We start from the raw sequence: 26,658 nt of genomic DNA, 5'->3' as shown, positions 1-26,658 counted from the left end.
TTTTATTATTAAATGTATTGAATTAATCTAGATGGTAGATTTCCATAATATCATGTAAATACTTTTCGAAATCTATTTTTAAATCGATTAGTTTTCCTGTATGAATATCGAAAACCCAACCGTGTACTTGTAAATCTCTATCTCTGTATGCTTTTTGCACTGCTGCGGTTTTAATTAGATTAACGCATTGTTCTTTTACATTAAGCTCTACGAGTCTTTCATATTTTTTTTCTTCATCGGTAATAGAACTTAATTCTACTTTATGAATTCTATATACATCGCGAATATTACGTAACCAGCCATTTAGTACGCCTAAATCTGCCGATTGCATCGCGGCTTTTACACCACCACAGCCGTAATGACCACAAACTACCACATGATTTACTTTTAAATGAGACACCGCATATTCGACCACACTCATGGCGTTTAAGTCTATTCCGGATACCATATTTGCAATATTTCTATGTACAAAGGCTTCACCTGGACCTAAACCCATTAAATCCTCGGCAGTTACACGACTATCACTACAACCAATGTATAATAACTCTGGAGTTTGACCTTTGCCAAGATCTTCAAAATAGCTTTCGGAGGTTTCCAATTGCTTTTTAATCCAAGCTTCGTTGTTTTTAAAAACTTTATTTAGATCCATATTTAAACTTCGTCTTTAACGTTTTGCTTTATCCAAGTCATACAATCTTTAAAATTACTGAAGATATGCTCTTTTGGAACCATATCAGGAATAATATCGATACGCTCCATCATATACTTTGGTTGTTTTAATAAACCAACAAACAAGACTTGTACTTTATTTTTATTTAACTCCTGAAGCATATCTTCCATAGCATATAGTCCAGATTGGTCCATATACTGCATACGCCCTAACCTTAAAACAACGGTTTTTGCTGTGTTTGGAATTTGTTGTGTTAGCGCTTGAAAATCGCTTGTAGAACCAAAAAACAATGGCCCTTTTAGGTGTTTAACAAATACTTCTTCTTTTAAATTTGCAGGAAATCCTATTTCATCATCCCAAGCTTCCTCTTTAAGGGCTTTAACGTCTGAACGTTCTGCGGTTAAATCTCCAATCTTTTTCATGAACATTAAAGATGCTATAACTAATCCTATTCCTACTGCATAAACTAAATTCCAGAATGTTGATAGTAATAAAACTACAAGCATTATTAATACTTCCGAACTCATTTTAAAAGGCCCTATTTTCATATCCTTAGGTAAAGCAGGAATGGCTTTTAAGCCTTTATAATCCATAACCCCAATGCCTACAGTAATTAATATACCTGCCAATACAGCTGCTGGAATTTGAGATGCTATTGGTCCTAATCCTAAAAGGATTATTAATAACATAACACCCGCTATCATTCCCGATAACTTTGTTTTTCCGCCAGAGGTAATATTAACAACAGTTCTAATAGTTGCACCTGCTCCTGGAAGACCTCCAAACACTGCTGCAATACTATTACCAATACCTTGACCAACTAATTCTTTATTTGGTTTGTGTTTGGTTTTCGTCATATTATCTGCAACCACACTAGTAAGTAAGGAATCAATAGCACCTAAAAGCGCTAAGGTTAAAGCCGTAAAGATATATGGTGTAACACTAGCTAAATTAAAATTTGTAAAAATCTCTAAATTAGGAATAGGTAATCCGCTAGGGATTTCTTCAATAGGCCTGTAATTTAAACCGAAACCAACGGCAATTCCCGACATGACTATTAAAGCCACCAAGGTACTTGGTACCGCTTTTGTGATGCGCTTAAAACCATAAATTATAAATATGGTTCCTAGGGCTAAAATTAACTCTAGCCAGTTAATGTTTTGAAGCGCTTTAGGTATTGCTTTTACAGCTCCTAATGCTCCCGAAGCTTCTTTTGCTGCTAAGGTTTGAGATTCTTTTAAAATGGCTTCTTGCGAAATTTCATTGGCACGATTAATGGTTTCTTTAAAATTCTCAAGAACCAAAATACCTTCGCCCGCTTCTTCTTTTAAAATATTTTCTAAAATAACCTCTTCGGCTTGTGGCTTAAAGGTATTAACAAACTCAATATCTTCCTTTGGATAGTAACCCAACGAAGGTAAAATTTGAGTTAATAGGATAATTACACCAATAGCTGTCATGAATCCAGAAACTACTGGATACGGAATATACCTAATGTATTTTCCTAAGCCTAAAACTCCTAAACCAACTTGCATTAAACCAGCAATTAAAAATACTGTTAGAATAACTGGTAGGGCTTTATTAACATCGCCATCATTTGTTGCAATAATACCTGCAATAACTACCATACTTACAGCAGTCATTGGTGCAGTAGGCCCAGAAATTTGAGTACTTGTCCCTCCAAAAAGTGCAGCAAAGAAACTTATAAAAATGGCTCCGTATAGTCCTGCAGTGGGACCTAAGCCAGATGAAACTCCAAAAGCTAATGCCAATGGCAATGCTACAATACCCGCGGTTATTCCGCCAAAGGCATCTCCTTTTATGTTAGAAAAAATATTTTTCATGTCTAGTTTGTTGTTTAGATAACTAAGTTAACTCTTCTTTATTCAAAAAAAAAATCAATACTTAAAGCATTGATTTTTTTAAAATTACCCTTTTAAAAATTAACAAAGGTTATAATATTAAATTGATCTCTACCCAAAGTTTCAAAGAACTGGTTCATATAACCAGCTTCAATCCGTATGTTTTTATTGAGATGATAGCCTAGACCTCCATAAACCCTGTTTCTGTCGAAAACAGATGACTTTGTGTTTAAAAATATCTCGTTATAAGCAGAAAAATATAACTTAGTAAGGTTTTCTGCCTGAACCGTTAACGGAATGCTTAAACCTAAAAAATACCTGAATCTCATTTTAAAATCATCCTCCACAAAACGCTGCTCGAAACGATAGCGGTGATTTAATTTTACTCTTCCTACACTTTGTTTGGATGTAAATTGCTGAAAAATTCTATGCTCATTAACAGAAATTTTTTCATCAGTATCATTAATATAATTTTCTGATAAAATATATCCGTAGCCTAGCAAAATATTATTTTTACTTTCGTTAAAGGTATATCCTAAACCTGTTCGTAAAAGCAATTGTTCTAAATCGCCAACAGCATTATAGTTTCTGTATTGTATTTCGTTATGGATATTCCATTTAGAATCTAGCTTTTTGTTACCAATATAAATTAGCCAATTTCCAAAATCGCTTTCTTGTGCAACAACAAAATTTGGTAGCACAAACAATACTGCAAATGCTACCAAAACTATATTTTTTTTTAAGCTCCTAAATATCATAAAAGGCTTTTAGTAAAAGTTTACTGCTCCTGTATTAATATCATACATAGCACCAACAATTGTTATCTCTCCATTCTTTTCCATTTCTGATAATACAGAGCTTTCAGCATGTATTCTATCAATTGTTAACTCTACGTTCTTTTTAGAAACGCTATCAACAAAATCTAAATTTTTAGAATTTCTTAAACTAGCATCAGCAGGCTCTGAAACAGCAGTTACCGCAGGCTTAATTTTACTTAACATAGCAGTTAAATTTCCTAGTTTAGCATCATCGCAAGCGCCTTTAACAGCACCACAACTTGTATGACCTAATACTACAATTACTTTTGTTCCTGCAAGTTTACATGCAAATTCCATGCTTCCTAAAATATCTTCGTTTACAAAGTTTCCTGCAATACGAACACTAAAAACATCGCCTAAACCTTGATCGAAAACCAATTCGGCAGAAACTCTAGAATCAATGCAACTTAAAATAGTTGCGAAAGGAAATTGCCCATCGCTAGTATCGTTAACTTGCTCTAAAAGGTTTCTATTTGCTTTTAAATTATTTTGAAATCTTTGGTTCCCTTCTTTTAAGAATTGAATTGCTTTTGCTGGCGTCATTGTAGACTGCGTTTCTCTTGTATGTGCTTTCATAATATATTGTTTTATTAATTTTTAAACGGCTTGTTTTTGAGTATTGCTAGTTATAAACAACGACACGTTTACATTATTGATTATTTGTTTTATTTCAGACTCATTATTGGCCGTGGTTCCTTTTTTAATAGAGCGGTTTATTAATAATAAGTTAACCTTGTTTTTATCTAAATACTGATCTATATTTTTAATAGTATTATCGTTTTTTTCAAACACAAAATCGATAGTATTTTCATTAGGCTTATCTCCTAATTTATATCCTGAATTTACACTATTTACAATATTAAAAGATTTTAAAGGTGCTTTTGTATTTTCAAACAAGTTACCATTAAAATGTTGATTAAAAACTTGAGATTGCCCATTAAGTAAACCAATATGCAAATCGGTTTCTGGAGCTATCCCGTTTTTATTAGAAACTATTAACACTGGTCCGTTGTGTGTTTTTAAAACGAAATCTGTAACATGATCGCCTGCCAATTTTAAAATCTTAGTATTTCGTTTACCCAATACAATAACATCTGGCTTAGTAGCACTAATATAAGCTTCAATTTCAGACTTTATATTACCTAAACCATAATTAGAAGTTATAGCTATGTTATAACTTTCAATAAATGGATTTATAAGCTTCTCAATTTTATTTTTAAATTGATTTAATTCCTGATTTATAGTTCTAATGGCAGACAATTGACTATCGCTAGCCACAACATCGGTTGGTTTTTTTACGTGAAATACGTCAACTTCTGCATCTATCATTTTTGCTAAACCAACAGCACTTTTTATAGTGCTATTGGTATGCTTCTTTAAATCTGAAAGAACCAATATTTTATATTTTTTTGCTTTCATATGTCTTAACTTAAGCTTAAACTTGATTTTGGTCTTTCATTAAAAAATCTAATAAAACTTGAAGGGTTTTCCACAACACCACGTTTAGAAACAAGTTTTATATCAATGTTTCTTTCTTCAGCTTTAAAAAGAAAATCTTCTAAAATTTCAATAATATCATTATCTAAAAATCTAGTTTTAATTAAGTCAATTTCTAAATATGTATCTATTGGTAAACTATCCAACTCTTTAAGTATAGCACCTTTATTAAAGAAAGTTACCTCTTCGGCTAAAGTCATTTTTATTTTATGCTTACCATTACTTTTATCTTCTATATGAAGAAAGTGTGAGTTTTGGTAACTTTTTAAAAGTATTACAACAATACCAACAGCAAGACCTAATCCAATACCCCAAAGTAAATCGATAAACACGATACCTAAAACAGTTACTACAAACGGAACAAATTGTTTCCATCCCATTTTATACATTTTAACAAACAAACCTGGTTTCGCTAATTTATAACCAACTACAAGTAAAATTGCAGCCAGCACAGACAACGGAATCATGTTTAATAATTTAGGAATAACCACAACTGATATTAACAATAAGAAACCGTGTATAATAGTAGACATTTTAGAAGCTCCTCCTGATTGAATATTAGCAGAACTCCTAACAATTACCTGTGTAATTGGTAAACCTCCTACTAAACCAGAAACGATATTACCAGTACCTTGTGCTAATAACTCGCGGTTGGTTGGTGTAACGTTTTTATGCGGATCTAACTTATCGGTAGCCTCAACACTTAATAAAGTCTCTAAACTAGCTACTAAAGCAATTGTAAATGCTACAATCCAAACGTCTGGATTAATTATAGATGCGAAATTTGGAAAACTAAATTGCCCTAGAAAAGAATCGAAATCTTCTGGAATTGGAACACTTACTAGGTGAGATGATGCAATATTTAATGTGTCGCTATCTTGAGTTAGCGAAAAATAAACAACACCCACTACAACAGCTACAAAAGGCCCTTGGATAATTTGGAAGATCTTAGCTTTTTTCGACAATACTTTATCCCAAAACAAAATAATACCTAAACCAATAAGTCCTATAATAAGTGAGCCTAAAATAAGATGATCGGAAATATTTAATAGGGCAGAAAACGTGTTTTCACCGGTGCTTTCTACAAAACTATCGGCACCTTCTGCCTCGGCATCATACCCGAAAAAGTGAGGTATTTGCTTTAAGATTATAATAATCCCAATACCGGTTAACATTCCTTTAATTACAGACGATGGGAAATAATAACCAATAACACCTGCTTTTAAAACACCAAAAATTATTTGAATAATACCCGCTAAAACTACAGCTACTAAAAAATTCTCGTAACTACCTAGGCTAACAATAGCGGTTAACACAATAGCTGCCAAACCTGCAGCAGGACCACTAACACCTAATTTAGAACCACTTAAGCTTCCAACAACAACACCTCCAATAATACCTGCAATTACTCCCGAAAATAATGGCGCTCCACTGGCCAATGCAATACCTAAACATAATGGTAATGCAACAAAAAACACAACTATACTCGCTGGCAAGTCGTTCTTAATACTTTTAAACATACATAATAATTTTCCTTTTGGTTAAATGTTTTAAAACCAAAAGCGATTAAACTTAATTATAAGACCTAAGAAATACAGGTCTGTAAACGAAATTATATTATGTAAAAATCGGGTGGTGGAGAAATTAAATTGAGATGCGGTTTAGGATAATTTTTAAAATAATACCCAAACTTCTGAAGATCTTTAAACTCAACACTACTTAAAAAATCATGGCTTTGAAGAGAAAAAGGAGACAACATATTTTTTGCCTTACCACTTTCTTCTTCTTCAGCTAAAGAATAAAATATTGATGTATCAACAGAATCGTCTAAAACAACAATTACAGTTGGAGCTGCTATGAGACCCAAAAATAAAACCAAGAAGAATATTGCTGTAATTTGTTTTTTCATCAAAAAAAATAAAGTGCAAAGATAACACATATACCTCGTAATAGTGTTAAATTTTCATTAAAACTAAACTTATGGCGCCTTTAACAGCTTTAAATCTTCAGAGTTTACCCATCCTGTTTTACCATCAGAAAGTTCTATTTTATTCCAGCCGTTATAAGCTTCAACAACCTGAACTTTAGTTCCTTCGTGTAGTCTAAAAGACTCTTCACTTCTTGGGTTTGGATCACTTTTTACTTTACTTTCTTGCGCAAAAATAATAGCAGGATTATCTCTTTTTTCTAAATTAAACTTATGAAAAGCAAAAGCCAATGTTATAAAAACAAATATTAATGCCGCTACACTACCAATAAATGCTAAACGCTTATTTAGAGTAGAATACGCAAAATAATAGACTAAAAACAATACTACAAAACAAAATACTAAAACCACTGATGCTTTTGCCCAGGCATCAAACGACATTTTATTGGTTGTTGTATTTAACAATTTTGAAAACCCTGCATCTGGAACCACATCAATAGCATCGATAGTCATATTTCTAGCAAAAGCTATATTATTTTTTATATCTGCATCATTTGGTTTTAATTGTAATGCTTTTTCAAAATAAAATATACTTGGCGCAATATTATTGAGTTTATAATGCGCATTTGCCAAATTAAAGTACACCTCTGCCGAATGCTTTTTGGTGTCTAAAATCATACTATAATTATCTATAGCTTCGGCGTATTTGCCTTGGTTGTATAAATTATTTGCCTTTTCGAATAGTGTCTGGTTTTGTGCAAAAATTCCAAAACTCAACAAAAACGATAGTATGTATAATATCTTTTTCATATTAACGTGCTTGTTTATCGATTAATGAAATAGTTTTTGCTGCCTTATCATAATCTTCTTGCATAGTCACAATATCAATTGGTGTATATCGGGCTAACTCACAACTTTCTAAAATCCCTTCAAAATCTTTAATAACAGTTTCTTCCACACCTTTTCCAGCCAATAAACTCTTAATTTTATCCTTACTAAGTTCGTTAGTTTCAATCTGCAACTTTGCTTTTAAATAATTATGTAATGCTTTTTCTAAGGCAATATAAAATGCTTCTTTTTTACCTAAAGCCTTTTTAGCATTGCTTAAATATTTACGAGCAAGCTTATTGGCTTTTCTAATTTTATTACCAGATACATCGGCATCTCGTGTTGCCTTCTTTTTACGAATTAATATAGCCAACGGAATTGCTAAAAATGGTAAAAGAAGTAGGCTCCAAAACGTGCTAGTCTTAAAAAAGTGTTTTGGCTTTACAGCCGAAAAGTTAGTTTTTGTTTTTATAAATGCAAACTGATCGTTATTTAAAACTACAGCCTGTTTATTACTATTGGCCGCCTGATTAGCATTAGATGCTACAACATTGTTTGATGGACCATTTAAGACATTAATAACAATTTCGTTGGATGTTAGCCTTTTATAACTCTTGGATTTTAAATCGAAATAGGAAAATGAAATACTTGGTATAGGGTATTTACCTTTAAACTGGGGCACCACCGTATAACTATCTGAAATACTACCTTGCATACCCGATAAGTTAGTAGTAACATCCTCTTTATGCTCTGGCTCGTAAACTTCTAACGAGCTCGGTAACGATATTTTAGGAAGCTTAAATAGTTTTAAATTTCCGTTACCAGACACTTTTACGTTTAACAGCAAGGACTCTGTAGCGTCTAATTCTGTTTTAGAAGAAGATACATTAAGTTTAAAATCGCCAACAGCACCTGTAAAATCTGCCGGCTTACCTTCTTCTGGCAAGCCTTTTACATTAATGGTTTGGTTACCAGCCGAAACGGTTCGGTTAACACGAGTCATTAATAAACTACCAAAAATATCGCGCCTGTTTGAAGGCACACGCATAGAAAGATCTAAGGTTAAAGGCTCTATATTTAACTTTCCTGTTTTTTGGGGATATAGAACCGTTTTTCTTAACACTAAATAGCGATAATCTTCGCCCTTATACGTTCCGTTTTGAACTTTTTGACCTTGCGTATTTATATTCTGACTCCAAAAATCGTTATACCTAGGCGAATCGATTTCGTTCCAATTATCAACCGCTATTTTAGGCGACACATAAAGTTTATACACTACCGTAATAGCCTCGTTAAGGTATGGGTTTGTTTTAGATATTTCGGCAACTAAATGTATGTTTTCTGAAGCTAAATAATTAGGATCGTTAGGATCCTTAGGGATATCTACTGCGGCCGTAACCTCTATTTTTAAAGGTGTTGTTTTAAAGGTTTCACCCTCAATAGTTATAGTAGCTTGAGAAATTGTAAAATTTCCGCGTTTTTTAGGCGCTAAAAAATAAGAGTATGTTTTTTTAAATGATCTTTTACCATTTATCCACGAATTACTTACCGATTGGTTTGGGCCACCTACAACGGTAAATCCATTAAAATCTGGCGGATTAAAGTTATCGCCATCTTGATTCATTTCAAAATCAATACGCAAGCGCTCGTTAATCCCTAATTTGGTTTTACTAGGCTTCGCTTCAAACTTTACTTGTGCTGAAGCAAGTGTTGAAACCAATATGAGTAATATGTATAATTGTTTTATAATTTTCATTAGTATTAATTTGAGATGCTTAGGCTATGCCTTTTGCATGACAAAATGATTTTTATTTATTCCTTTTAACACCTACCAAGTCTTTAAAACCTCTCTGAAAAGTTCGAGTTTCGAACTCAAACTTACCAATCTTTATCGGTTTTAATTTTAACTCCTTTTTGTTTTTCGGAATTCATTTTTTCTTGAACTTTTTGTTCTTGATTATTCATAGCTTCTAACAAACTTTTAATTTGCTGAGGCGATAATTGTCCCGGTTGCTGTTGTGGTTTTTTATCTTCTTCCTTCTCCTTGTCTCCTTCATTGCCTTTATCTTCCTTTTCATCCTTTGGCTTACCATCTTCATCTTTCTCGTCTTCACCTTCTTTTTTGTCGTCGTCGCCCTCGTCCTTTTTATCCTCTTTATCTTCGCCCTCTTTATCTTTATTATCCTGGTTTTCCTTTTGGTCTTGGTTCTCTTTATTCTCGTCCTGCTTCTCGTCTTTGTTATCCTTATCTTCCTTATCGTCCTTATTCTGGTCCTCTTGCTGCTGCTGCTGCTGTTCTGCACAAACTTTTGCAACACCTAAATTGTAACGGGTTTCATTATCGGTAGGGTCGTTTCTCAATGCATTTTTATAAGCCTCAACAGCTTCCTTACATTTTTCATTTTGCATTAAAACGTTACCAATGTTATGAAATGCTTTATGCTTCTCTACCTTTGTATCTGCTGTTTTTACAGCTTGTTCCAATCGATATAAGGCTTCATTAAAATTACCACTTTTAAAATAAGATGTGCCTAAATTATAAGCTCCTGTAGCTCCTGTTGGTTGTTCGGAAATTGCTTTACGATAAGCCATTTCTGCCGAAACAAAATCTTCACTATCAATTAGCTCATTGCCTTCATAAACAAAATTATTAGCCTTTTTTGCAGCCAATAGCAAGGCTTCATTTTCTTCTTGCGAAAAAGAAAAAATCGAAGTTAATGTTATTAAGATAAGAATTATATGCTTCATTTTTTATTTCTAAATTATAGAATCTTAGGTGTTTTTGGCGTTAAAAAAATTATAAAAAATAGTACTGCTTCAATTAATAAGATTCACGCTTTCGCGGAGATTAAAAATTTTCATTAAATAAATTCAACTTCTTTAACCAGCCTGTTTTTCTTTCTAATAATAAAACATCTAATAATAAAAAGAAAATTCCGAAACCTAAAAACCATTGAAACTGATCTTTAAAATCCGCAAATTCTTTAGCTTCAAACTCCGTTTTATCCATGGTGTTTAATATCTCACGAATCTTCTCAACCACATCGTTTGTGTTTTTACCATTAATGTAAACACCGTTAGCTTCTGATGCTATATTTTCTAACGTTTCTTCGTTTAGTTTTGTAATTACAGTTTCGCCTTGACTATCCTTTTTATAACTTAAAACAACACCGTTTCTCTTTTCTGGAATTGGTCCTCCTTTTACATCGCCAACACCAATGGTGAAAATTCTAATACCTTCTTCGCTAGCTTCTTCTGCAACCACAGCTGCTTGTTCGCTATGGTCCTCGCCATCGGAAATTATTATAAGTACACGATTGGTTTGCTCCTCGTTATCAAAATAAGTTTTAGCCAATTTAATAGCTTCGTTTATGGCGGTACCTTGCGAAGATAGCATATCGGTATTCATGCTTTGTAAAAACATTTTAGCCGATGCATAATCTGTTGTAATTGGTAGTTGCGGAAACGCTTTTCCAGCATAGGCAATAATACCCACACGGTCACTTGCCAAATTATTTATAATTTGAGTAACTAATTGTTTGGATTTTTCTAATCGGTTTGGAGCAATATCTTCTGCCAACATACTTTTGGAAACATCGACTGCAAACACAATATCGACACCTTCTCGCTTAACCGTTTCTAGTTTTGTACCAATTTTAGGGTTTACCAAAGCAATGGTTAAACATAAAAATGCTAAACTTAACACGATGATTTTTAAAACGGATTTAAAAACAGACCTATTCGGGCTTAATCGCTTAAGTAATGCGGCATCAGCAAACTTTTTCTGTGTTCTATACCTCCAAAATTGAAGCACCAAAAAGAGCAGGATTATTACCGGAATAACTCCTAATGTCCAAAACCATATTTTTTCTTCTAATTGAAACATAAACTGTATAGTCGTTATTTGTTTAATTGTTTAGACAAAACTTCTAAAAACGGTGTAACGTAATAGTAATTCCATAAGCAAAAACAAGCCTGCTAAAATTACTAATGGTCTAAATTTTTCTTCGTAATTATAATATTTAAACTCTTCGATTTCTGTTTTTTCTAGCTTATTTATTTCTTCGTAAATCTCTTCAAGCTTTTTATTATTGGTAGCTCTAAAATATTTACCACCTGTAACCTCAGCGATTTCTTTAAGTAATTCTTCATCAATTTCAACTTGAATTCTACCGTATTGAAAATTACCGTTTGGTAAAATAGCCACTGGCGATAATGCCATTCCATTGGTTCCTAAACCTATGGTGTATGTCTTAATACCATACTCGACAGCCAACTCACTTGCAATTTTTGGATCTATAAACCCAGAGTTGTTTACTCCATCGGTTAATAAAATAATAACTTTACTTGATGCTTTGCTATCCTTTAATCTATTTACCGAAGTAGCTAAACCCATGCCTATGGCAGTTCCGCCTTCAATAATATTATTGTATTTAATGCTTTTAAGCGAACGTAATACAATAGACTTATCGCTAGTAATTGGTGTTTTGGTATAACTCTCGCCAGCGTACTCAACCAAACCTATTCTATCATTTGGTCTACCTTTAATAAACTCGGAAGCTACTTTTTTTAAGGCTTCTAATCTATTTGGCGATAAATCTTTAGCCAGCATACTTGCCGAAACATCAATAGCCATAACGATATCTATACCTCTGGTGGTTTTTGTTTTGGTAGACACATCTACCGATTGTGGTCTAGCTAGTGCCATAATTAAAAGCGCTAATGCTAATAAACGTAATCCAAACAACAAATGCCTAAGTTTTGGCAACCAAGAACTGGTTACTTTAAAACCTTTTAAACTTGATATTTTAAGTTCGGCTGTTTGTTTTTTATTTTTTAAAATGTACCATAGTACAACCAATGGAATTACTAACAGCAACCAGAAAAATTCTTTATTTACAAATTCAATACCTTCTAACATTATTCTTCCGCAGGTTTAAGTTCGACTGAATTTAAAATACGATCTACCATTTGTTCGGCATAAACATCTTGTTCTTTATAAAAAAGCATGACTTGTTGCACCACGCTTTCTGCGGTAAATCCTAAAATAACATATTTACCTTTTTCAAGTTTATCGGTTCCTAAAACAGGCGAATCCATAGTGCCATAAACCTTTAATCCTTCGGCACCATTTGGTGTTACAAACTTTTCGTTTTTAGTAATTATATTTTGTGCTCCAGCGTTTTCAAACACTTTTAAGGTGCCTTCCATAGCCTGCTCCAAATTAATTTTATTCTCGCCTAAATTTTTAATGTTTGTTGTGGCAACTTGTATTTGAAATTTATCAATTAAGCTTCCGTAGCTAAATTGGGTTAATTCTATTTGTTGCGCCATTTCTTCTGGCAATTCTGGCGTGCTTCGTTTTAAAACCTTAGGTGTAGAGATGGTAATTGGAGGAAAACCGTACTCACTGCGCACCCAATCACCCTCTAAAAGCTCCTTACTATCATGACCAATTATGGTATCTTTTACTAAATCGAATCCGTATTTTAAAGACAACCCTGTTAAGGTTGCAAGTAATAAAAACACACTAATACCTACTGTAAGCCAAATCTTTCTACGTTTCTTTTTGCGTTCTTGCTCTTCTCTATATTTTTCGTCTAATAGCTTTTCTTCCTCGGTAGGTTCTGGCAATGCTTCTTTTACATGATCAATTTCTACATCTATGGTATCTCTATCAATTTTAGCCAATTCGATATCTGGAGCAGATTTTGCAAATTTTACTAAATCGGCACGTTTTAAGATGTCTTCTATATTCTTGATATCATCTTTACTTAAATCGACTTGATTGCCTTGTTTTAGTATTTTTAATCTTGTAACTAGCTCGTCGGTGGTACTTTCTAAAGCTTTGTCGTATACTTTTTCGTCAAGATATTTTCTAATAATAAAGGTTAACTCTGAGTAATAATCCTTTAAATTTTGATTTTCTAAATACGTGCTTTCATCCAACTTACGAATTGCCAATTTTGCTCTATCATAAGGTGGTAATAATGCTATTTTTTCATCTTCCGTTAACGGCTTTTTTCGCCAAATAAACCAATATAACAGAAACGCTAATGCACCTATAATTAGCGAGATAAACAATAGATACTTCCACCAATCGCTCCCGCTTTTTTCTACAGCAATAATGGGTTTAATGTCGTATAAACCTTGTGTGGTGTCTACCAAAACATTATTAACCTCAATCCTTAACGAATCAGTAAAAAAGGTTTTATCGCCAATAATTATTTTTTGCCTTGGAATGGTGTAAGACCCAGAATCAAATTGGGTTAATCCGTATTTTTTAATTAGGTTGTATTTATCGCTTTTCTTTAGCGTATCAATTTCATAGGATTCAATCATCTCTAAAGGCGAAAAGGTTTGCCCTTCTGGAAAAACCACTAAAGCGGTAGAATCTGCTTCAACTTGAACGTAATACGTAATTTGCTCACCAATTTTGATTGAAGTAGAATCGATGGTTGATGAAACTTGACCTGATGAAATAAGAGAAAACAGAATAAAGAATATAGAAAAAAAGACCGTAGACGGAAGCCCGATGACGGTGTGTTTTCTATTCATATATCGTAAATCGTTATTCATAAATTGTAAATCTTTTTTATCCTCTTCTTTTAAAATAGCCTAAAAGCTTTTTTACATAACTTTCGTCTACACGACAATCTATAGCGCCTGCACCAGATTTTGTAAAGCTATCCTTGTAATACGTTACTTTTTGGTTGTAGAACTTCCCGTAATTAATTCGTACTTTTTTTGAAGATGTATTTACTAGCATGAGTTCGCCAGTTTCCTCATCTTGCATTTGTACTATACCTAAATTTGGAATTTCTTCTTCTCGTTTATCATAAACCCGAATACCTGTAACATCGTGTTTTCCAGAAACAATTTTCATGGTTTGCTTATAATCGTCTGCAATAAAATCTGAAAGCACAAATACAATGGCTTTCTTTTTCATGACGTTTTGCAAAAACTTTAAAGCCTCGGCAAAATTTGTAAGCTTACTTTCTGGCTTAAACTCTATAAGCTCCCGAATAATACGTAGTACATGCGATCGTCCTTTTTTAGGCGGAATATAAAGCTCTACTTTATCTGAAAATAAAATAAGTCCTATTTTATCGTTATTCTGTGTTGCCGAAAATGCTAAAGTTGCAGCAATTTCGGTAACCACCTCGTTTTTAAATTGCTGGTTTGTACCAAACAGCTCAGACCCCGAAACATCTACCATAAGCATCATGGTAAGTTCGCGTTCTTCTTCAAAAACTTTTACGTAAGGTTCGTTATAACGTGCGGTAACATTCCAGTCTATATTTCTGACATCATCGCCAAATTGATACTGACGCACCTCACTAAAAGTCATACCACGACCTTTGAAGGTGGAATGGTATTCTCCTCCAAAAATATGATCAGACAAACGGCGTGTCTTAATCTCAATTTTTCGTACTTTTTTTAGTAAATCTTTAGTATCCATCTTTCAGTAAACAGTTTTCAGTCGCAGTAATCAGTTATCAATAAACCGTTAAGTTTTTTTAGTATTCAGTTGAGCGAGCAACTGCTCACTGAAACTGAATACTGGAAACTCATTTATGGTACCTCTATTTCGTTTACTATTTTGTTTATAATATCTATTGAAGTAATATTTTCTGCCTCGGCTTCATAAGTAATTCCAATTCTGTGTCTTAACACATCATAAACTACAGCACGAACATCTTCTGGAATTACATAACCACGACGCTTAATAAATGCGTAACATTTTGCCGCTGTAGCTAAGTTTATACTACCACGAGGCGATGCACCAAATGAAATTAACGGTTTTAAATCTGGAAGTCTAAATTTTTCTGGATAACGTGTAGCAAAAATAATATCTAAAATATATTTTTCTATTTTTTCATCCATATAAACCTCTCGAACAGCGTCTTGCGCTCTAAGAATCTGTGCTATAGACACTACTGGGTTTACCTTCTCCCAAGCCCCTTTTAAATTGGCACGCATAATTAATTGCTCTTCGTCAATTTTTGGATAATCAATAACTGTTTTTAGCATAAAACGATCCACCTGTGCTTCCGGTAAAGGATAAGTTCCTTCCTGCTCAACCGGATTCATAGTTGCCATTACTAAAAATGGCTTATCCAGTTTGAAAGTTTCATCGCCAATAGTTACCTGCTTTTCTTGCATGGCTTCTAAAAGTGCCGATTGCACTTTTGCTGGCGCTCTATTTATCTCATCTGCTAATACGAAATTTGCAAATATCGGTCCTTTTTTAATTGAAAAGTCATTAACCTTCATGTTGTAGATTAATGTTCCTGTAACATCTGCAGGTAATAAATCTGGAGTAAACTGTATTCTACTAAAGCTACCATCTACAGCCTGTGCCAAAGTATTAATTGCTAAAGTTTTTGCTAAACCCGGAACACCTTCAAGCAAAATATGCCCTTGCCCCAGTAAACCAATTAACAAACGTTCTACCATGTGTTTTTGACCTACGATGACTTTATTCATTTCTAGCATCAGTAAATCAACAAAAGCACTTTCTTTTTCAATTTTCTCGTTAATTGACTTAATATCAATTGTACTGGTTTCTTCCATCATTTTTTGTTTTATTATAAATCCAAAAATACAGTAGTTATTTTCGGTTTGCAAAGTGTTAAAATTTTTGATGATACCATGTTAAAAAATGGTTAAAAATTTTATGGAAACCCAATGTTTACACCATTTAACAATTAATTATTATAAGTTTATCTTAAATAGTTAAAGCATCCTAACTTATATATATTAAAAAGCTTCTATTTTATAATGGCTTTTAAGTATTTTTAGGGTTTAAATAAATAACGCATTACATGAAAAAAACAGCACTAATTACTGGAGCTACAAGCGGAATTGGAGAAGCCACCGCTTATGAATTTGCAAAGCAAGGCATTAACTTGGTGCTTTGTGGCAGACGCTTACAACGCCTAAAAACCATTCAGAAAGCATTAGCACGATTAACCGATGTTCATATTATAAATTTTGATGTTCGTGATAAGGATGCAACCTTTAAAGCTATTGAAAACCTTCCGAAAGATTTTAAAACTATTGATATTTTAATAAACAACGCGGGTAACGCTCATGGTTTAGACCCTATACAAACAGGAAGTATAGACGATTGGGACGCCATGATGGATATTAATGTTAAAGGTTTGCTATACGTTAGCAAAGCTATAATTCCACAAATGACGGAGCGAAAATCCGGACAAATTATAAATATTGGATCATCGGCTGGTAAAGAAGTATACCCAAAAGGTAATGTGTACTGCGCTAGTAAACACGCTGTTTTAGCTATTACTGAAGGTATGCGTATTGATTTAAACCCGTTTGGGATTAAAGTAGGAGCCATTAATCCTGGCTTGGTAGAAACCGAATTTTCCAAAGTACGCTTTAAAGGCGATGCGGTTGCAGATAATGTTTACACAGGTTTTAAAGCCTTACAAGCAAAAGACATTGCAGAGATTATTTATTTTGCTGTTTCAAGACCACCACATGTTAATATTGCAGATTTATTGGTGTTTCCAACAGCCCAGGCCAATTCTACTACGGTAAAAAAGGAATAGCAGTAAAAAAAACACTTTAATCAAGCGTCTAAACCTTTAAAAGATAAAAAACCTATCTAATTCTATAAACTAACATTAGATATATTATACTTATTATTATAACTTTACCATGCCTTAACCTATAAATTAAAACTAAATATTTGCTCCTTTTCTAACATATAGAGTTTAAACTAAAGTATTCGTTATTAAACACATTTAATTATACTAAACATAGTGCTCAATAAATTCTTAATTATGAAAAATAGTCTAAAACCTTCAAGCTTTTTTGTTTTAATAATTTTATTATTTACATATTCCTGTGGCAGCGACGATGACTCTAGTGCCAGCAATAAAATAATCGTTGAAAACCTAGTTACTAACTTTGATGAAAACCCAACTATAAATGCTAGTATAGGCACAATTCAAGCAACAAGTAATTATACATTAAGCTTTAGCATTAGTTCTCAAACACCTGCTGGAGCATTAAAAATTAATTCTAGTACAGGTGAGTTATCAGTAGCAGATACTGCGGTTTTTGATTTTGAAACTAATCAGATAATAAATGCTGTAATATCGATTAGCGACAAAAACGATTCAGCAACTGCCATAGTAACAATTAACATTAATGATCTTGATGACACAATAATCGTTGAAAACCTAGTTACTAACTTTGATGAAAACCCAATAACAGATGCTGTTATTGCAACTATTCAAGCCACAAGTACTAAAACTTTAAGTTTTACTATAAGCTCTCAAACACCTGATGGAGCATTAAAAATTAACCCAATTACAGGTGAGTTATCGGTAGCAGACCCAATAGCCTTTGATTTTGAAACCAACCCAATAATAAGCGCCTCAATTTCTATTATTGATGCAATTGATACAGCAAGCGCTACCGCAACAATTAACCTTAACAACCTAGATGATATCGCATCTTTTTTAACAACCTCTCAAGCAGATTATTTAGCCGCTGCTGATGGCACATGGATTATTATTGAAGAAGCAGAATATAATGCACTAGCTAATAAATTAAATGCCGTTACTAAAGCAGCAACTTCCGATGATGATTATATAGCTTACCAAACCTCTAACCTAAACGCACCTACATCATTTACTTGCGCTAACAATAATGGCTCAACAATGCCTACTAACAGTTATGTTTTCGCTTTTAAAACGAACAACCATGCCGTTAGCACAATAAACAAAGTAAAATTATCTAGCACAAGTGTTTCAGATGGTTTTACAGATCTAGGCAGTGATTTACCAGCTAACGAAGCTAACACTAATAATTATTTTGTTTTAAAAGGAAGCAATACACCAACAACCGATGTGGGTTATTTAGGACTTTACTCTAACAACAGCCTTAAATACAAAAATGTTGTAGAGCGAAATGTGGCTACAGGACCGGGTGATGTTAACACCTTACCTAACTCAGTTAATCAAGTTGTTTTATATCAAGGCTTAAGCACAACCCAAAAACAATGGTAGCCACGAAAAAGATAAATTTTTAAAAAACTAAAATTACTATAATTAAAGACCATCACTTTCGTGGAAAAGAAAACCCGACCATTTTTAAATGATTAACAAACGCCTACTCATAAAACACTTACTTGCTCATAACGACGAGAATAGCTTTTATGATAAAAAGCGAAAAGTTGATATTAGCCATAAAGAAGGAAAAGCTAAGTTTTTAAAGCATGTCTGTGCCCTTTCTAACAGTAACCCTAAAAACAACTCGTTTATAGTTATTGGTGTTGAAGATGAGGATAACAAAATTATTGGTGTCGATTTTTTTGATGATAGCAAAATACAAAACCTCATTAATGCTTACTTAAGTCATCCGCCGATTGTACAATATGAGAATATTCCGTTTCCACACTTACCAGACGATAAAGTAGTTGGCTTAGTTACTATAAGACCTACCGGAAAAATAACATCACTGAGAAAAAATATTTGGAAATACTATGGTGGCTCGGTATTTTTTAGAGATGGCAGTATGAGTATGCCTAAGGTATTTGATATTGAAATTAAGGATGTAAATTCTAAAATAGTTGAAGCTATTGAAAACCATGCGCAAAACAATATAGAGCACACTTTAAATAGTGTTTTCCATTTTATGAATAGCCGTAAAGACTATAATGCTCAATACAAAGTATTTAAAGAGTATTTTGTAGTATGTTGGGCAGGACATAAAAAAAAAGTAAAAGAAAATATTTTCCACTCTAGAGTCGATATCGAATTAATAAACGAACAAGTACGTTTGTTTTTTTCTGTTTTAGATCAAGTTTCTATATCTATTAGGGATGATAGTTTTAATATCATTGAATACGTAAATCTAGGACTTCAAAATTCGGATAAATACTACCCCTTAGAAGAGACTATTATTAAGTTTGAAGATAATGCCAGTTATTCTATTGACACCCATTTGCTTTTTGAACCCCCGCAGTTTAATAAAAAAGATTTGCATCATGTTTACAATACAAACAATGCAATATTAGAAAAGTTAAAAAAAGGACAAAAACTAACAACAAGAGAAGATTTAGATTTAAAAAACTTGCCTTCAACTTATCTTATTTGTTACTTAAATTTATTTCATGAAGCTATTGATAAACTCCACGAAGCTAAGCCTTACTTAAAAGCTTATAATAAGGAATATTACAATCTTTATAAAGAAACTTTAAGAATTTTAAGGAAAGTTAAATACAGCTAATCCTTACCGTTATTAAATTTAGTAACAACAGTTAAAAGTTTCTATTCTGCTTTTAATTCAAATAGCTTTCCGTTTTATTAACATTAAAATAACAATTATACGGTTGGTTTTTATATATTTGTCATGCTATTAATCATTTAATTAAACCTTGTGCTCCAAATCGTTAAGATAGGTTCAAGGTTTTTTTTACGCCTAAACTTTCCTTGAAAACCCATAGTTTATTTAGGATGATATTGAATACACCGCACTCAATACGTCTTTATTAGGAGGAAAATTGTTGTGTTTAAATTTCCAATAAATTATTTAATAACTGCCTTTTGCAGATTTGCCCGCGTTAGGGATTGTAGTGGATAGCCCACAGCGATTCCGATGGAAATCGGGAAAGCGAGGACTTGGAACCTTTCGTCTATGCATAAGACAGGCTTCAAGCCAGACTCTTGTGGTACGCCATTAAAAATTGAAATGAGTTTTAAATAAAATCCAACTGACTGAAGGTTTTATTGAGCACTTTTTTATTATCTACTTCTAGCCATTTATCTAACACGGTGGCGTAAATGGTTCTGAAATCTATTTCGAATTTTAAATCGCCGTTATCGTCTAAATTACTTAAACTCGCCATATTATTATATAACCCTTGTTTCTTTAGGTTTTCACCAATTATAAATACATTGTTTGCTGTACCATGATCTGTACCAATACTAGCATTTTGTTTTACACGCCTCCCAAATTCCGAAAAGGTTAAAATTAAGGTGTCTTTAAAGGTGTTATTATCTTTTAAATCTTCCACAAAAGCTTCTACACTATCTGCATAATTACCTAATAATCGTTTTTGGGTATCTAATTGATTTACGTGTGTATCAAAACCTCCTAAAGAAGCATAAAACACTTTGGTGTCTAGGTGCGAATTAATGAATTGTGCTGTAGTTTTCATCTGTTTTCCAAATTTATTATTTGGATATTCTTTTTTACTAGTAACGGTTTTACTGGTTTCGAAGATATACTTTGCAGAAGACTCGGCAGCAATCATGGATTTGTATAAATAGCCCAAATTGTGCTCGCTTAAATGTGCATCGTTTTGATGGTTATGAATGTTTTTAAAATACGGGTCTTTAGACAAATTATATAAAGCTTTCGCATCTTGTGTTGCAATGGCGTTAAATTGTTCGCCTTTCATAGCTAAGGATAAACTTTCGTCCACCTCGATAGCGCTGTGTGGTTGTTTGCCATAATGATCTAAATAGCGGCCCACCCATCCGCTTTGCGAATATTTATCGGAGTCGGTAGCGGTTTGCCAAATATCCATAGACCTAAAATGAGATCGTATTGGGTTTGGATATCCTACATTATTAATGATAGATAAATAGCCCTTATTGTACAATCGTTTTAATGGCCCTAAACTAGAATTTAAACCTACCTCATCATTTAATTTTATGATATCTTTTTTTGCAATTCCTAGTGTAGGACGCTCTTTGTAATACACATCGTTTCTATAAGGAATTACAGTATTTAGCCCATCGTTACCTCCCGATAGCTGTATAATTACTAAGCGCTTATACCCCAATTTACTACTTGCAACTTCCTCGAACGCTCTTACAAAACTAGGAACAAAAAATAGGCTACTAGCTAAAGACGACTGTTTTAAAAATTTTCTTCTGTCCATAATTAACACATTTGGTATTCGGGTAACGACATAAGTTGTACACAATATTCTTTTTTAGAGACTTTTTCTAAGGATTGCAAATACGCTTTTGCACTTTCACTAACCTGACAAGCCAACAAATGCTTTTCAAAATCGCCTATCTTAACATTTTTAAATTGTGTGTTGAAATATTCCCAATTGGCATCGGTTTTAAAACGTTTGCCAAAGTTTTTCTTGAACGCCTCCTTTTTAGCTTCCACATTAGCATCAACTTCTCCTGTTTTTTCTTTAGATATATAGGCATTGTTTAATAATAAAGATGGTAATTTTAAACGTAGAACAATGGTATTGCTATCTATCCAGCTTCTACCACCTTTCCAACCAGCAACATTTGGTGGATTTAATAGAATCTGACCTAGCACTTTTTGAATATATAAAAGTTGTTTAGGGTTTTTAAAATCCATAGGCACTACGGATTCAAGACCTACTATAAATTCTATTGGCGATTTAATTTTTGAACCTATATTTTTTTTATCATAAAACCAGTTAGATGTGAGCATGTATCGCATTACGTTTTCAATATTATAATCTTTGTAAAACACATTGGCCATATCATTTACATGCTTTTCATCAATCAAATCATTTACAAAATAGCGGTATATTTTTCCGCATATATATTTAGCACATTGTTTTTGCTCTAATATAATATCGATAATATCTTCACCCGAAAAATTACCAGTTTTGCCAAAAAAGGTTTTTTCGCCATCATCATGTCTAGCCTTTCTAAATACAAAGTCTCCTTTTAAATTATGACTATAACCTGTGAATGCTTTAGCACTTTCTTTTATATCTTCTTCAGAATAATATCCAACCCCAAGTGTAAACAACTCCATTAATTCTCGAGCAAAGTTCTCGTTTGGCTTTTGCTTTTTATTTTGCTTTGTATTTAAATATTTTGTCATGGATGCTTCCTTAGAAACGGCGTTAACAAAAGCTCTAAAATCACCCAAAGCATGCTTTCTTAGCGTATTATTGAAGTTTTTTATATAAGAAATAGTACTATCCTCACAGACAAAATGGTTTGCCCAAAACAGGGTCATTTTTTCTCTTAATATCTCTGGAGTATTGGTAAGTCTATCTACCCAAGCAATATTAAATTCAATTTGTTTTTTACGACCTAATTGCTGAAGTTTTTTTCGAGTTTCAGAATCTAGTGTAGATTCCTTCTTTATAATACTACTATAAATTGCTGTTAATTCTGAAATATCAATTTCGAGTGGCGTGAATTTTTTTGAAGATTCAAACAGCTCATTAATAATTGCTTTTTCGCTCTTTTTTGACAACTTATTTAAAGTTGCGGGTAAAATGCCAAAACCAATACGTCTGTATAAATGTTGTATATGTTTTGTTTTCATAGAGCGATGGTATTAAGAAATAAAGCCAATTAAATAGTAATGTGATACATATTTAGACTTTAATTTTTTAAAATAGTTTAATCTGAAATATGAAGATACAAAAAAACCGTCTCTTTACAGAAAACGGTTTTTTCAGAGTAATAGTGATACTTATTTTCCGCCATCCAATTCATCTTGCCATTTAAGCAATTCGGCCCATTTACCTTGGTAGGCAAACTTAGCTTGTTTAGGCCATGTACCCGGTTTGTGCATTTTAAACCTATCGCCTCCACTAATTAAAATTTCTTTACATTTTTCAATGGAACATTCTGATAATGCTTTCCATGTTTCTACACCATTATTATGAAATAACTCCTGGATTTTTGGTCCAATACCCTCAACAACGGTTAAATCGTTTTCTTTTATTTTCTTACCAAGCACAGCTTTAGCCGCAGCTGCATCAAAAGGAATTAAAACAGCACTTGAAATAGAAGCCGCGGGAGGAGCAGGAGCAACTAATGATGACGCTAAAGAAGCCTTCGTTGATTTTAAATCGCCCTCTAATGAAACCTTGCTTAATTTACAAGCATCTAGCTGTGTTTGTAATCTTCCTAATTTATTGTTGCACTCATCATGGTTTCCACCACCTAAGAGTCTGCCTAATAAATAACCTAATATAGCGCAAATTGCACCGACTACTAATGGAATTAATATACACCAATTCATAATTTTATATTTTTTTTAATTTTAGTTAATTGTAATTTCTGTTCTTCTGTTTTCTGCTCGTCCTGCTTCGGTGGCATTGTCTACAATAGGCAGGTTAGGTCCTTTAGATGATGTTTCTATATTGCCTTCCAATATTCCATTTTTAACCAAATAACCTTTAGCAAAATCTGCACGCTGTTGGCCTAAAACAATATTGTTTGTGGCATCTCCTGTATTATCGGTATGTCCTACAACCTGTATTTTAACCCCTAATTTATCTACACAATGAGAAATATCTGCAATTTTCTGGCGTTGTTCTGGAGTTAAATTTATTGATGCTTGCCCAGTTTTAAAATGTAACACTAATGGGTTTGCCCTAATGGCATCGCAAGCTGTTTTTAAAGCTTCAATTGCCGAGGTATCTGATGCATCTGCTGTTGCAACACCAAACTCCACTGGCCCAAACAATGTTTTACTTTCATCTGCATTAATACCATCGTTTAATTTGCCATAAGTATCTATTTGTTTAGAAGAGATGCCATGTAAAACCAAGTAATTTTTAACCGAATTTGCTCTTGCTATCCCAAGATTTGGATAGGCAGAATTATTAGTTTCATCACTTTTATAAAAACCTGTAATATCTACCGTTTTTAAATGATTTGTTAAAAGATAGTCTTTAAGCATTACCACGCCGTTTTCAATATTAGTAGAAACGGGTTGTAAAATTGAAAAATTAGACGATTTAAAATTGAAATTCTCACTTAAGTTAAGATTAAAGTCGCCGTTAGCATCTTTTAATACAAATGCATTTTTAGTGGCATCTTTTATTTCTGGGGTTATAACACTTTTAGTTTCGTCCACTTTATTTTTACAAGATTCTTTGCCACAGCATACGCTACAACAGAGAAAGTAATACAAAATAGTACCGAGAATAATAGTGAGTATAATTCCTAAAAGATAGGATGATTTTTTACTCATTAGATTTTTAGTTTTTGGTTAATAAAATATAAGTAACTACAAGATAACACTTTAAGCTCGTAAAATAGGAACCAATAAAACCAAAAAAGTCACATTAATACAAATGTGACTTTTCAATGCGTAAATCGAAGATAAATTATAAATCGAATTTAATTCCTTGGGCCAAAGGTAATTCGTCAGTGTAATTTATTGTGTTTGTTTGACGTCGCATGTAAACCTTCCAAGCATCTGAACCCGATTCGCGTCCGCCACCTGTATCTTTCTCACCTCCAAAAGCACCTCCAATTTCAGCTCCTGAAGTTCCAATATTTACATTTGCAATGCCACAATCTGATCCTTGAACAGACAAGAAACGTTCCGCCTCGCGTAAATTATTCGTCATAATAGCAGAACTAAGCCCTTGCGCAACTTCATTTTGAATGTCTATAGCATTTTCAACCGTTCCAGAATATTTTAACAAGTATAAAACAGGAGCAAAAGTTTCGTGTTGTACAATCATAAAATTTGGTTTAGCTTCTGCAATTGCCGGCTTTACATAGCATCCGCTTTCGTAACCTTTTCCAGAAAGCTCGCCACCTTCAACTACAAGGTTTCCGCCTTCTTCAACTACTTTCTCTAAAGCATTTTGATACATTTTAACAGCATCTTTATCTATTAACGGCCCAACATGATTGTTTTCATCTAGCGGGTTTCCAATGCGCAATTGTTTATACGCATCCACAACAGCAGTTTTTACCTTATCGTAAATCGATTCGTGAATTATTAATCGGCGTGTACTTGTACAACGTTGTCCTGCAGTACCAACGGCACCAAAAACAGCACCTATAACCGTCATTTTTATATCGGCATCTGGCGTAACAATTATAGCGTTATTGCCACCTAACTCTAATAAACTTTTACCTAAACGCGCAGCAACTTCTTGAGCTACCAATTTTCCCATTCTAGTAGAACCTGTTGCAGATATTAATGGAATGCGTGTGTCCTTGCTCATAAATTCCCCAACCTTATAATCGCCATTTATTAAACATGAAATACCTTCTGGCAAGTTATTTTCGGCAAAAACTTCGGCAGCAATATTTTGGCAAGCTACACCACACATAGGTGTTTTTTCAGAGGGTTTCCAAACACAAACATCGCCACAAACCCAAGCTAAAGCCGTATTCCACGCCCAAACAGCTACTGGAAAATTAAAAGCCGAAATAATACCAACCACACCTAGCGGATGGTATTGCTCGTACATACGGTGTCCTGGACGCTCAGAGTGCATGGTTAAACCGTGTAGCTGACGCGATAATCCTACTGCAAAATCGCAGATATCAATCATTTCTTGAACTTCGCCCAAACCTTCTTGATAACTTTTACCCATTTCATAGGACACTAGTTTACCTAAAGCTTCCTTTTTTTCTCGCAATTTATTACCCAATTGGCGCACAATTTCGCCTCGTTGTGGCGCAGGCATTGTTCGCCAAGTTTTAAAGGCCGAAGTAGCAGCTTCCATAACTTTTTCGTAATCTGCCTTTGTAGTTTGTTTTATTTTACCCACCAATAATCCATCAACAGGTGAAAAAGATTCGATAATCTCACCAGAAGAAAAGCTAGTTAATCCTATAGACGAGCCTTCATTTAAACCTGTAACACCAAGTATTTTAAGTGCATTATCGATACCAAAATCTACTTCTTTATTCTTCATTAATTATTGATTTATGGGTTATACTGAATATATTTACGAATATACCAATTAAAAGTCGTTTTTACTGAAATTTACGAATGATAAAATGATTGATTTCAGTTTTAATCAACAATAGAAAAACTACCTTTAATAGAAACTAAATGAGGACTTTTTATATTCAATTTAAAACAGATTTATGGTCTTAAAACCTCTAACAGCCAATCCATTCTGTGAATAGTTATCTTCAACGGAAAAAAAATCATTAACCCCAACTTCTATTAATTATAAAAACATTTTCAAACTTATTAACTGTATTTTTTGGGAGTACTTTAACAACTACTAAAAGTCTAAACTTAAAAAAATGAACGTAATTTTATTAACGAGAAACACCTTACGCTTTCTTT

At 33.2% G+C, this 26,658-nt stretch carries 23 protein-coding genes; 3 read left to right on the top strand and 20 right to left on the bottom strand.

Features of this window, described 5'->3' with window-relative positions:
- Positions 1-22: 22 nt before the first annotated feature.
- From AAFN75_RS07310 to AAFN75_RS07240, 15 genes are all read right to left on the bottom strand, one after another.
- Positions 23-649, bottom strand: coding sequence for a carbonic anhydrase (locus tag AAFN75_RS07310; protein WP_144114931.1), 627 nt, complete (start codon positions 647-649; stop codon positions 23-25).
- Between the two features lie 2 nt (positions 650-651).
- A complete protein-coding gene (locus tag AAFN75_RS07305) occupies positions 652-2,514 on the bottom strand; it encodes a SulP family inorganic anion transporter (RefSeq protein ID WP_411808939.1) in 1,863 nt (620 codons plus the stop codon).
- A gap of 92 nt (positions 2,515-2,606) precedes the next feature.
- Positions 2,607-3,290, bottom strand: coding sequence for a DUF2490 domain-containing protein (locus AAFN75_RS07300; RefSeq protein WP_411808938.1), 684 nt, complete (start codon positions 3,288-3,290; stop codon positions 2,607-2,609).
- 9 nt (positions 3,291-3,299) lie between these two features.
- On the bottom strand, positions 3,300-3,926 hold the full coding sequence (locus AAFN75_RS07295) for a carbonic anhydrase family protein (RefSeq protein WP_411808937.1): 627 nt from the start codon (positions 3,924-3,926) through the stop codon (positions 3,300-3,302).
- Between the two features lie 21 nt (positions 3,927-3,947).
- A complete protein-coding gene (locus AAFN75_RS07290) occupies positions 3,948-4,769 on the bottom strand; it encodes a universal stress protein (RefSeq protein ID WP_411808936.1) in 822 nt (273 codons plus the stop codon).
- 5 nt (positions 4,770-4,774) lie between these two features.
- On the bottom strand, positions 4,775-6,367 hold the full coding sequence (locus AAFN75_RS07285; protein ID WP_411808935.1) for a SulP family inorganic anion transporter: 1,593 nt from the start codon (positions 6,365-6,367) through the stop codon (positions 4,775-4,777).
- Between the two features lie 92 nt (positions 6,368-6,459).
- Positions 6,460-6,756, bottom strand: coding sequence for a hypothetical protein (locus AAFN75_RS07280; RefSeq protein WP_411808934.1), 297 nt, complete (start codon positions 6,754-6,756; stop codon positions 6,460-6,462).
- A 69-nt stretch (positions 6,757-6,825) separates the two neighbouring features.
- Positions 6,826-7,584: a tetratricopeptide repeat protein gene (locus tag AAFN75_RS07275; RefSeq protein WP_411808933.1), complete on the bottom strand. Its 759-nt coding sequence runs from the start codon at positions 7,582-7,584 to the stop codon at positions 6,826-6,828.
- A 1-nt stretch (position 7,585) separates the two neighbouring features.
- Positions 7,586-9,358, bottom strand: a complete 1,773-nt coding sequence (locus AAFN75_RS07270; protein ID WP_411808932.1) for a BatD family protein — start codon at positions 9,356-9,358, stop codon at positions 7,586-7,588.
- Positions 9,359-9,480: 122 nt separating this feature from the next.
- The gene (locus AAFN75_RS07265) at positions 9,481-10,350 is read right to left on the bottom strand and encodes a tetratricopeptide repeat protein (protein ID WP_411808931.1); all 870 of its coding nucleotides are present in this window, start codon (positions 10,348-10,350) and stop codon (positions 9,481-9,483) included.
- A 100-nt stretch (positions 10,351-10,450) separates the two neighbouring features.
- A complete protein-coding gene (locus AAFN75_RS07260; protein ID WP_144114921.1) occupies positions 10,451-11,488 on the bottom strand; it encodes a vWA domain-containing protein in 1,038 nt (345 codons plus the stop codon).
- A gap of 30 nt (positions 11,489-11,518) precedes the next feature.
- Positions 11,519-12,523 (bottom strand): vWA domain-containing protein, encoded by a 1,005-nt coding sequence (locus AAFN75_RS07255; protein WP_411808930.1) that lies wholly within the window; start codon positions 12,521-12,523, stop codon positions 11,519-11,521.
- Positions 12,523-14,181, bottom strand: coding sequence for a hypothetical protein (locus AAFN75_RS07250; RefSeq protein WP_411808929.1), 1,659 nt, complete (start codon positions 14,179-14,181; stop codon positions 12,523-12,525). The genes AAFN75_RS07255 and AAFN75_RS07250 overlap by 1 nt, the downstream gene beginning before the upstream one ends.
- 16 nt (positions 14,182-14,197) lie before the next feature.
- Positions 14,198-15,064, bottom strand: coding sequence for a DUF58 domain-containing protein (locus AAFN75_RS07245; RefSeq protein ID WP_411808928.1), 867 nt, complete (start codon positions 15,062-15,064; stop codon positions 14,198-14,200).
- A gap of 113 nt (positions 15,065-15,177) precedes the next feature.
- Positions 15,178-16,179: an AAA family ATPase gene (locus tag AAFN75_RS07240; protein WP_144115555.1), complete on the bottom strand. Its 1,002-nt coding sequence runs from the start codon at positions 16,177-16,179 to the stop codon at positions 15,178-15,180.
- A 251-nt stretch (positions 16,180-16,430) separates the two neighbouring features.
- Between AAFN75_RS07240 and AAFN75_RS07235 the strand changes: the two genes are divergently transcribed.
- From AAFN75_RS07235 to AAFN75_RS07225, 3 genes are all read left to right on the top strand, one after another.
- Positions 16,431-17,180 carry an SDR family NAD(P)-dependent oxidoreductase gene (locus AAFN75_RS07235; protein WP_411808927.1) on the top strand — a complete coding sequence of 250 codons (750 nt, stop codon included), beginning with the start codon at positions 16,431-16,433 and terminating at the stop codon, positions 17,178-17,180.
- Between the two features lie 234 nt (positions 17,181-17,414).
- Complete coding sequence (locus AAFN75_RS07230; RefSeq protein WP_411808926.1) at positions 17,415-18,647, top strand: cadherin repeat domain-containing protein; 1,233 nt, start codon at positions 17,415-17,417, stop codon at positions 18,645-18,647.
- A gap of 88 nt (positions 18,648-18,735) precedes the next feature.
- Positions 18,736-19,869: an ATP-binding protein gene (locus AAFN75_RS07225; RefSeq protein ID WP_411808925.1), complete on the top strand. Its 1,134-nt coding sequence runs from the start codon at positions 18,736-18,738 to the stop codon at positions 19,867-19,869.
- A 469-nt stretch (positions 19,870-20,338) separates the two neighbouring features.
- Here AAFN75_RS07225 and AAFN75_RS07220 read toward each other — a convergent pair whose 3' ends face one another.
- From AAFN75_RS07220 to AAFN75_RS07200, 5 genes are all read right to left on the bottom strand, one after another.
- On the bottom strand, positions 20,339-21,529 hold the full coding sequence (locus tag AAFN75_RS07220) for a DUF1501 domain-containing protein (RefSeq protein WP_411808924.1): 1,191 nt from the start codon (positions 21,527-21,529) through the stop codon (positions 20,339-20,341).
- A gap of 2 nt (positions 21,530-21,531) precedes the next feature.
- Positions 21,532-22,923, bottom strand: a complete 1,392-nt coding sequence (locus AAFN75_RS07215) for a DUF1800 domain-containing protein (RefSeq protein ID WP_411808923.1) — start codon at positions 22,921-22,923, stop codon at positions 21,532-21,534.
- A gap of 150 nt (positions 22,924-23,073) precedes the next feature.
- Positions 23,074-23,628 carry a hypothetical protein gene (locus tag AAFN75_RS07210; protein WP_411808922.1) on the bottom strand — a complete coding sequence of 185 codons (555 nt, stop codon included), beginning with the start codon at positions 23,626-23,628 and terminating at the stop codon, positions 23,074-23,076.
- Positions 23,629-23,649: 21 nt separating this feature from the next.
- Complete coding sequence (locus AAFN75_RS07205; RefSeq protein ID WP_411808921.1) at positions 23,650-24,585, bottom strand: OmpA family protein; 936 nt, start codon at positions 24,583-24,585, stop codon at positions 23,650-23,652.
- 136 nt (positions 24,586-24,721) lie between these two features.
- Positions 24,722-26,275 (bottom strand): aldehyde dehydrogenase family protein, encoded by a 1,554-nt coding sequence (locus tag AAFN75_RS07200; RefSeq protein WP_411808920.1) that lies wholly within the window; start codon positions 26,273-26,275, stop codon positions 24,722-24,724.
- Between the last annotated feature and the right edge of the window lie 383 nt (positions 26,276-26,658).

Source organism: Algibacter sp. AS12 (assembly GCF_046736315.1).
GTDB lineage: Bacteria > Bacteroidota > Bacteroidia > Flavobacteriales > Flavobacteriaceae > Algibacter_B > Algibacter_B amylolyticus.
Note: the sequence above shows the minus strand (reverse complement) of the source record. Positions and strands in the feature narration are given on the sequence as shown.

Excerpts from the sequence above, each read along its gene's own strand:
- AAFN75_RS07310 (WP_144114931.1), bottom strand. The coding sequence starts at position 649 with ATGGATCTAAATAAAGTTTTTAAAAACAACGAAGCTTGGATTAAAAAG.
- AAFN75_RS07305 (WP_411808939.1), bottom strand. The coding sequence starts at position 2,514 with ATGAAAAATATTTTTTCTAACATAAAAGGAGATGCCTTTGGCGGAATA.
- AAFN75_RS07300 (WP_411808938.1), bottom strand. The coding sequence starts at position 3,290 with ATGATATTTAGGAGCTTAAAAAAAAATATAGTTTTGGTAGCATTTGCA.
- AAFN75_RS07295 (WP_411808937.1), bottom strand. The coding sequence starts at position 3,926 with ATGAAAGCACATACAAGAGAAACGCAGTCTACAATGACGCCAGCAAAA.
- AAFN75_RS07290 (WP_411808936.1), bottom strand. The coding sequence starts at position 4,769 with ATGAAAGCAAAAAAATATAAAATATTGGTTCTTTCAGATTTAAAGAAG.
- AAFN75_RS07285 (WP_411808935.1), bottom strand. The coding sequence starts at position 6,367 with ATGTTTAAAAGTATTAAGAACGACTTGCCAGCGAGTATAGTTGTGTTT.
- AAFN75_RS07280 (WP_411808934.1), bottom strand. The coding sequence starts at position 6,756 with ATGAAAAAACAAATTACAGCAATATTCTTCTTGGTTTTATTTTTGGGT.
- AAFN75_RS07275 (WP_411808933.1), bottom strand. The coding sequence starts at position 7,584 with ATGAAAAAGATATTATACATACTATCGTTTTTGTTGAGTTTTGGAATT.
- AAFN75_RS07270 (WP_411808932.1), bottom strand. The coding sequence starts at position 9,358 with ATGAAAATTATAAAACAATTATACATATTACTCATATTGGTTTCAACA.
- AAFN75_RS07265 (WP_411808931.1), bottom strand. The coding sequence starts at position 10,350 with ATGAAGCATATAATTCTTATCTTAATAACATTAACTTCGATTTTTTCT.
- AAFN75_RS07260 (WP_144114921.1), bottom strand. The coding sequence starts at position 11,488 with ATGTTTCAATTAGAAGAAAAAATATGGTTTTGGACATTAGGAGTTATT.
- AAFN75_RS07255 (WP_411808930.1), bottom strand. The coding sequence starts at position 12,523 with ATGTTAGAAGGTATTGAATTTGTAAATAAAGAATTTTTCTGGTTGCTG.
- AAFN75_RS07250 (WP_411808929.1), bottom strand. The coding sequence starts at position 14,181 with ATGAATAACGATTTACGATATATGAATAGAAAACACACCGTCATCGGG.
- AAFN75_RS07245 (WP_411808928.1), bottom strand. The coding sequence starts at position 15,064 with ATGGATACTAAAGATTTACTAAAAAAAGTACGAAAAATTGAGATTAAG.
- AAFN75_RS07240 (WP_144115555.1), bottom strand. The coding sequence starts at position 16,179 with ATGGAAGAAACCAGTACAATTGATATTAAGTCAATTAACGAGAAAATT.
- AAFN75_RS07235 (WP_411808927.1), top strand. The coding sequence starts at position 16,431 with ATGAAAAAAACAGCACTAATTACTGGAGCTACAAGCGGAATTGGAGAA.
- AAFN75_RS07230 (WP_411808926.1), top strand. The coding sequence starts at position 17,415 with ATGAAAAATAGTCTAAAACCTTCAAGCTTTTTTGTTTTAATAATTTTA.
- AAFN75_RS07225 (WP_411808925.1), top strand. The coding sequence starts at position 18,736 with ATGATTAACAAACGCCTACTCATAAAACACTTACTTGCTCATAACGAC.
- AAFN75_RS07220 (WP_411808924.1), bottom strand. The coding sequence starts at position 21,529 with ATGGACAGAAGAAAATTTTTAAAACAGTCGTCTTTAGCTAGTAGCCTA.
- AAFN75_RS07215 (WP_411808923.1), bottom strand. The coding sequence starts at position 22,923 with ATGAAAACAAAACATATACAACATTTATACAGACGTATTGGTTTTGGC.
- AAFN75_RS07210 (WP_411808922.1), bottom strand. The coding sequence starts at position 23,628 with ATGAATTGGTGTATATTAATTCCATTAGTAGTCGGTGCAATTTGCGCT.
- AAFN75_RS07205 (WP_411808921.1), bottom strand. The coding sequence starts at position 24,585 with ATGAGTAAAAAATCATCCTATCTTTTAGGAATTATACTCACTATTATT.
- AAFN75_RS07200 (WP_411808920.1), bottom strand. The coding sequence starts at position 26,275 with ATGAAGAATAAAGAAGTAGATTTTGGTATCGATAATGCACTTAAAATA.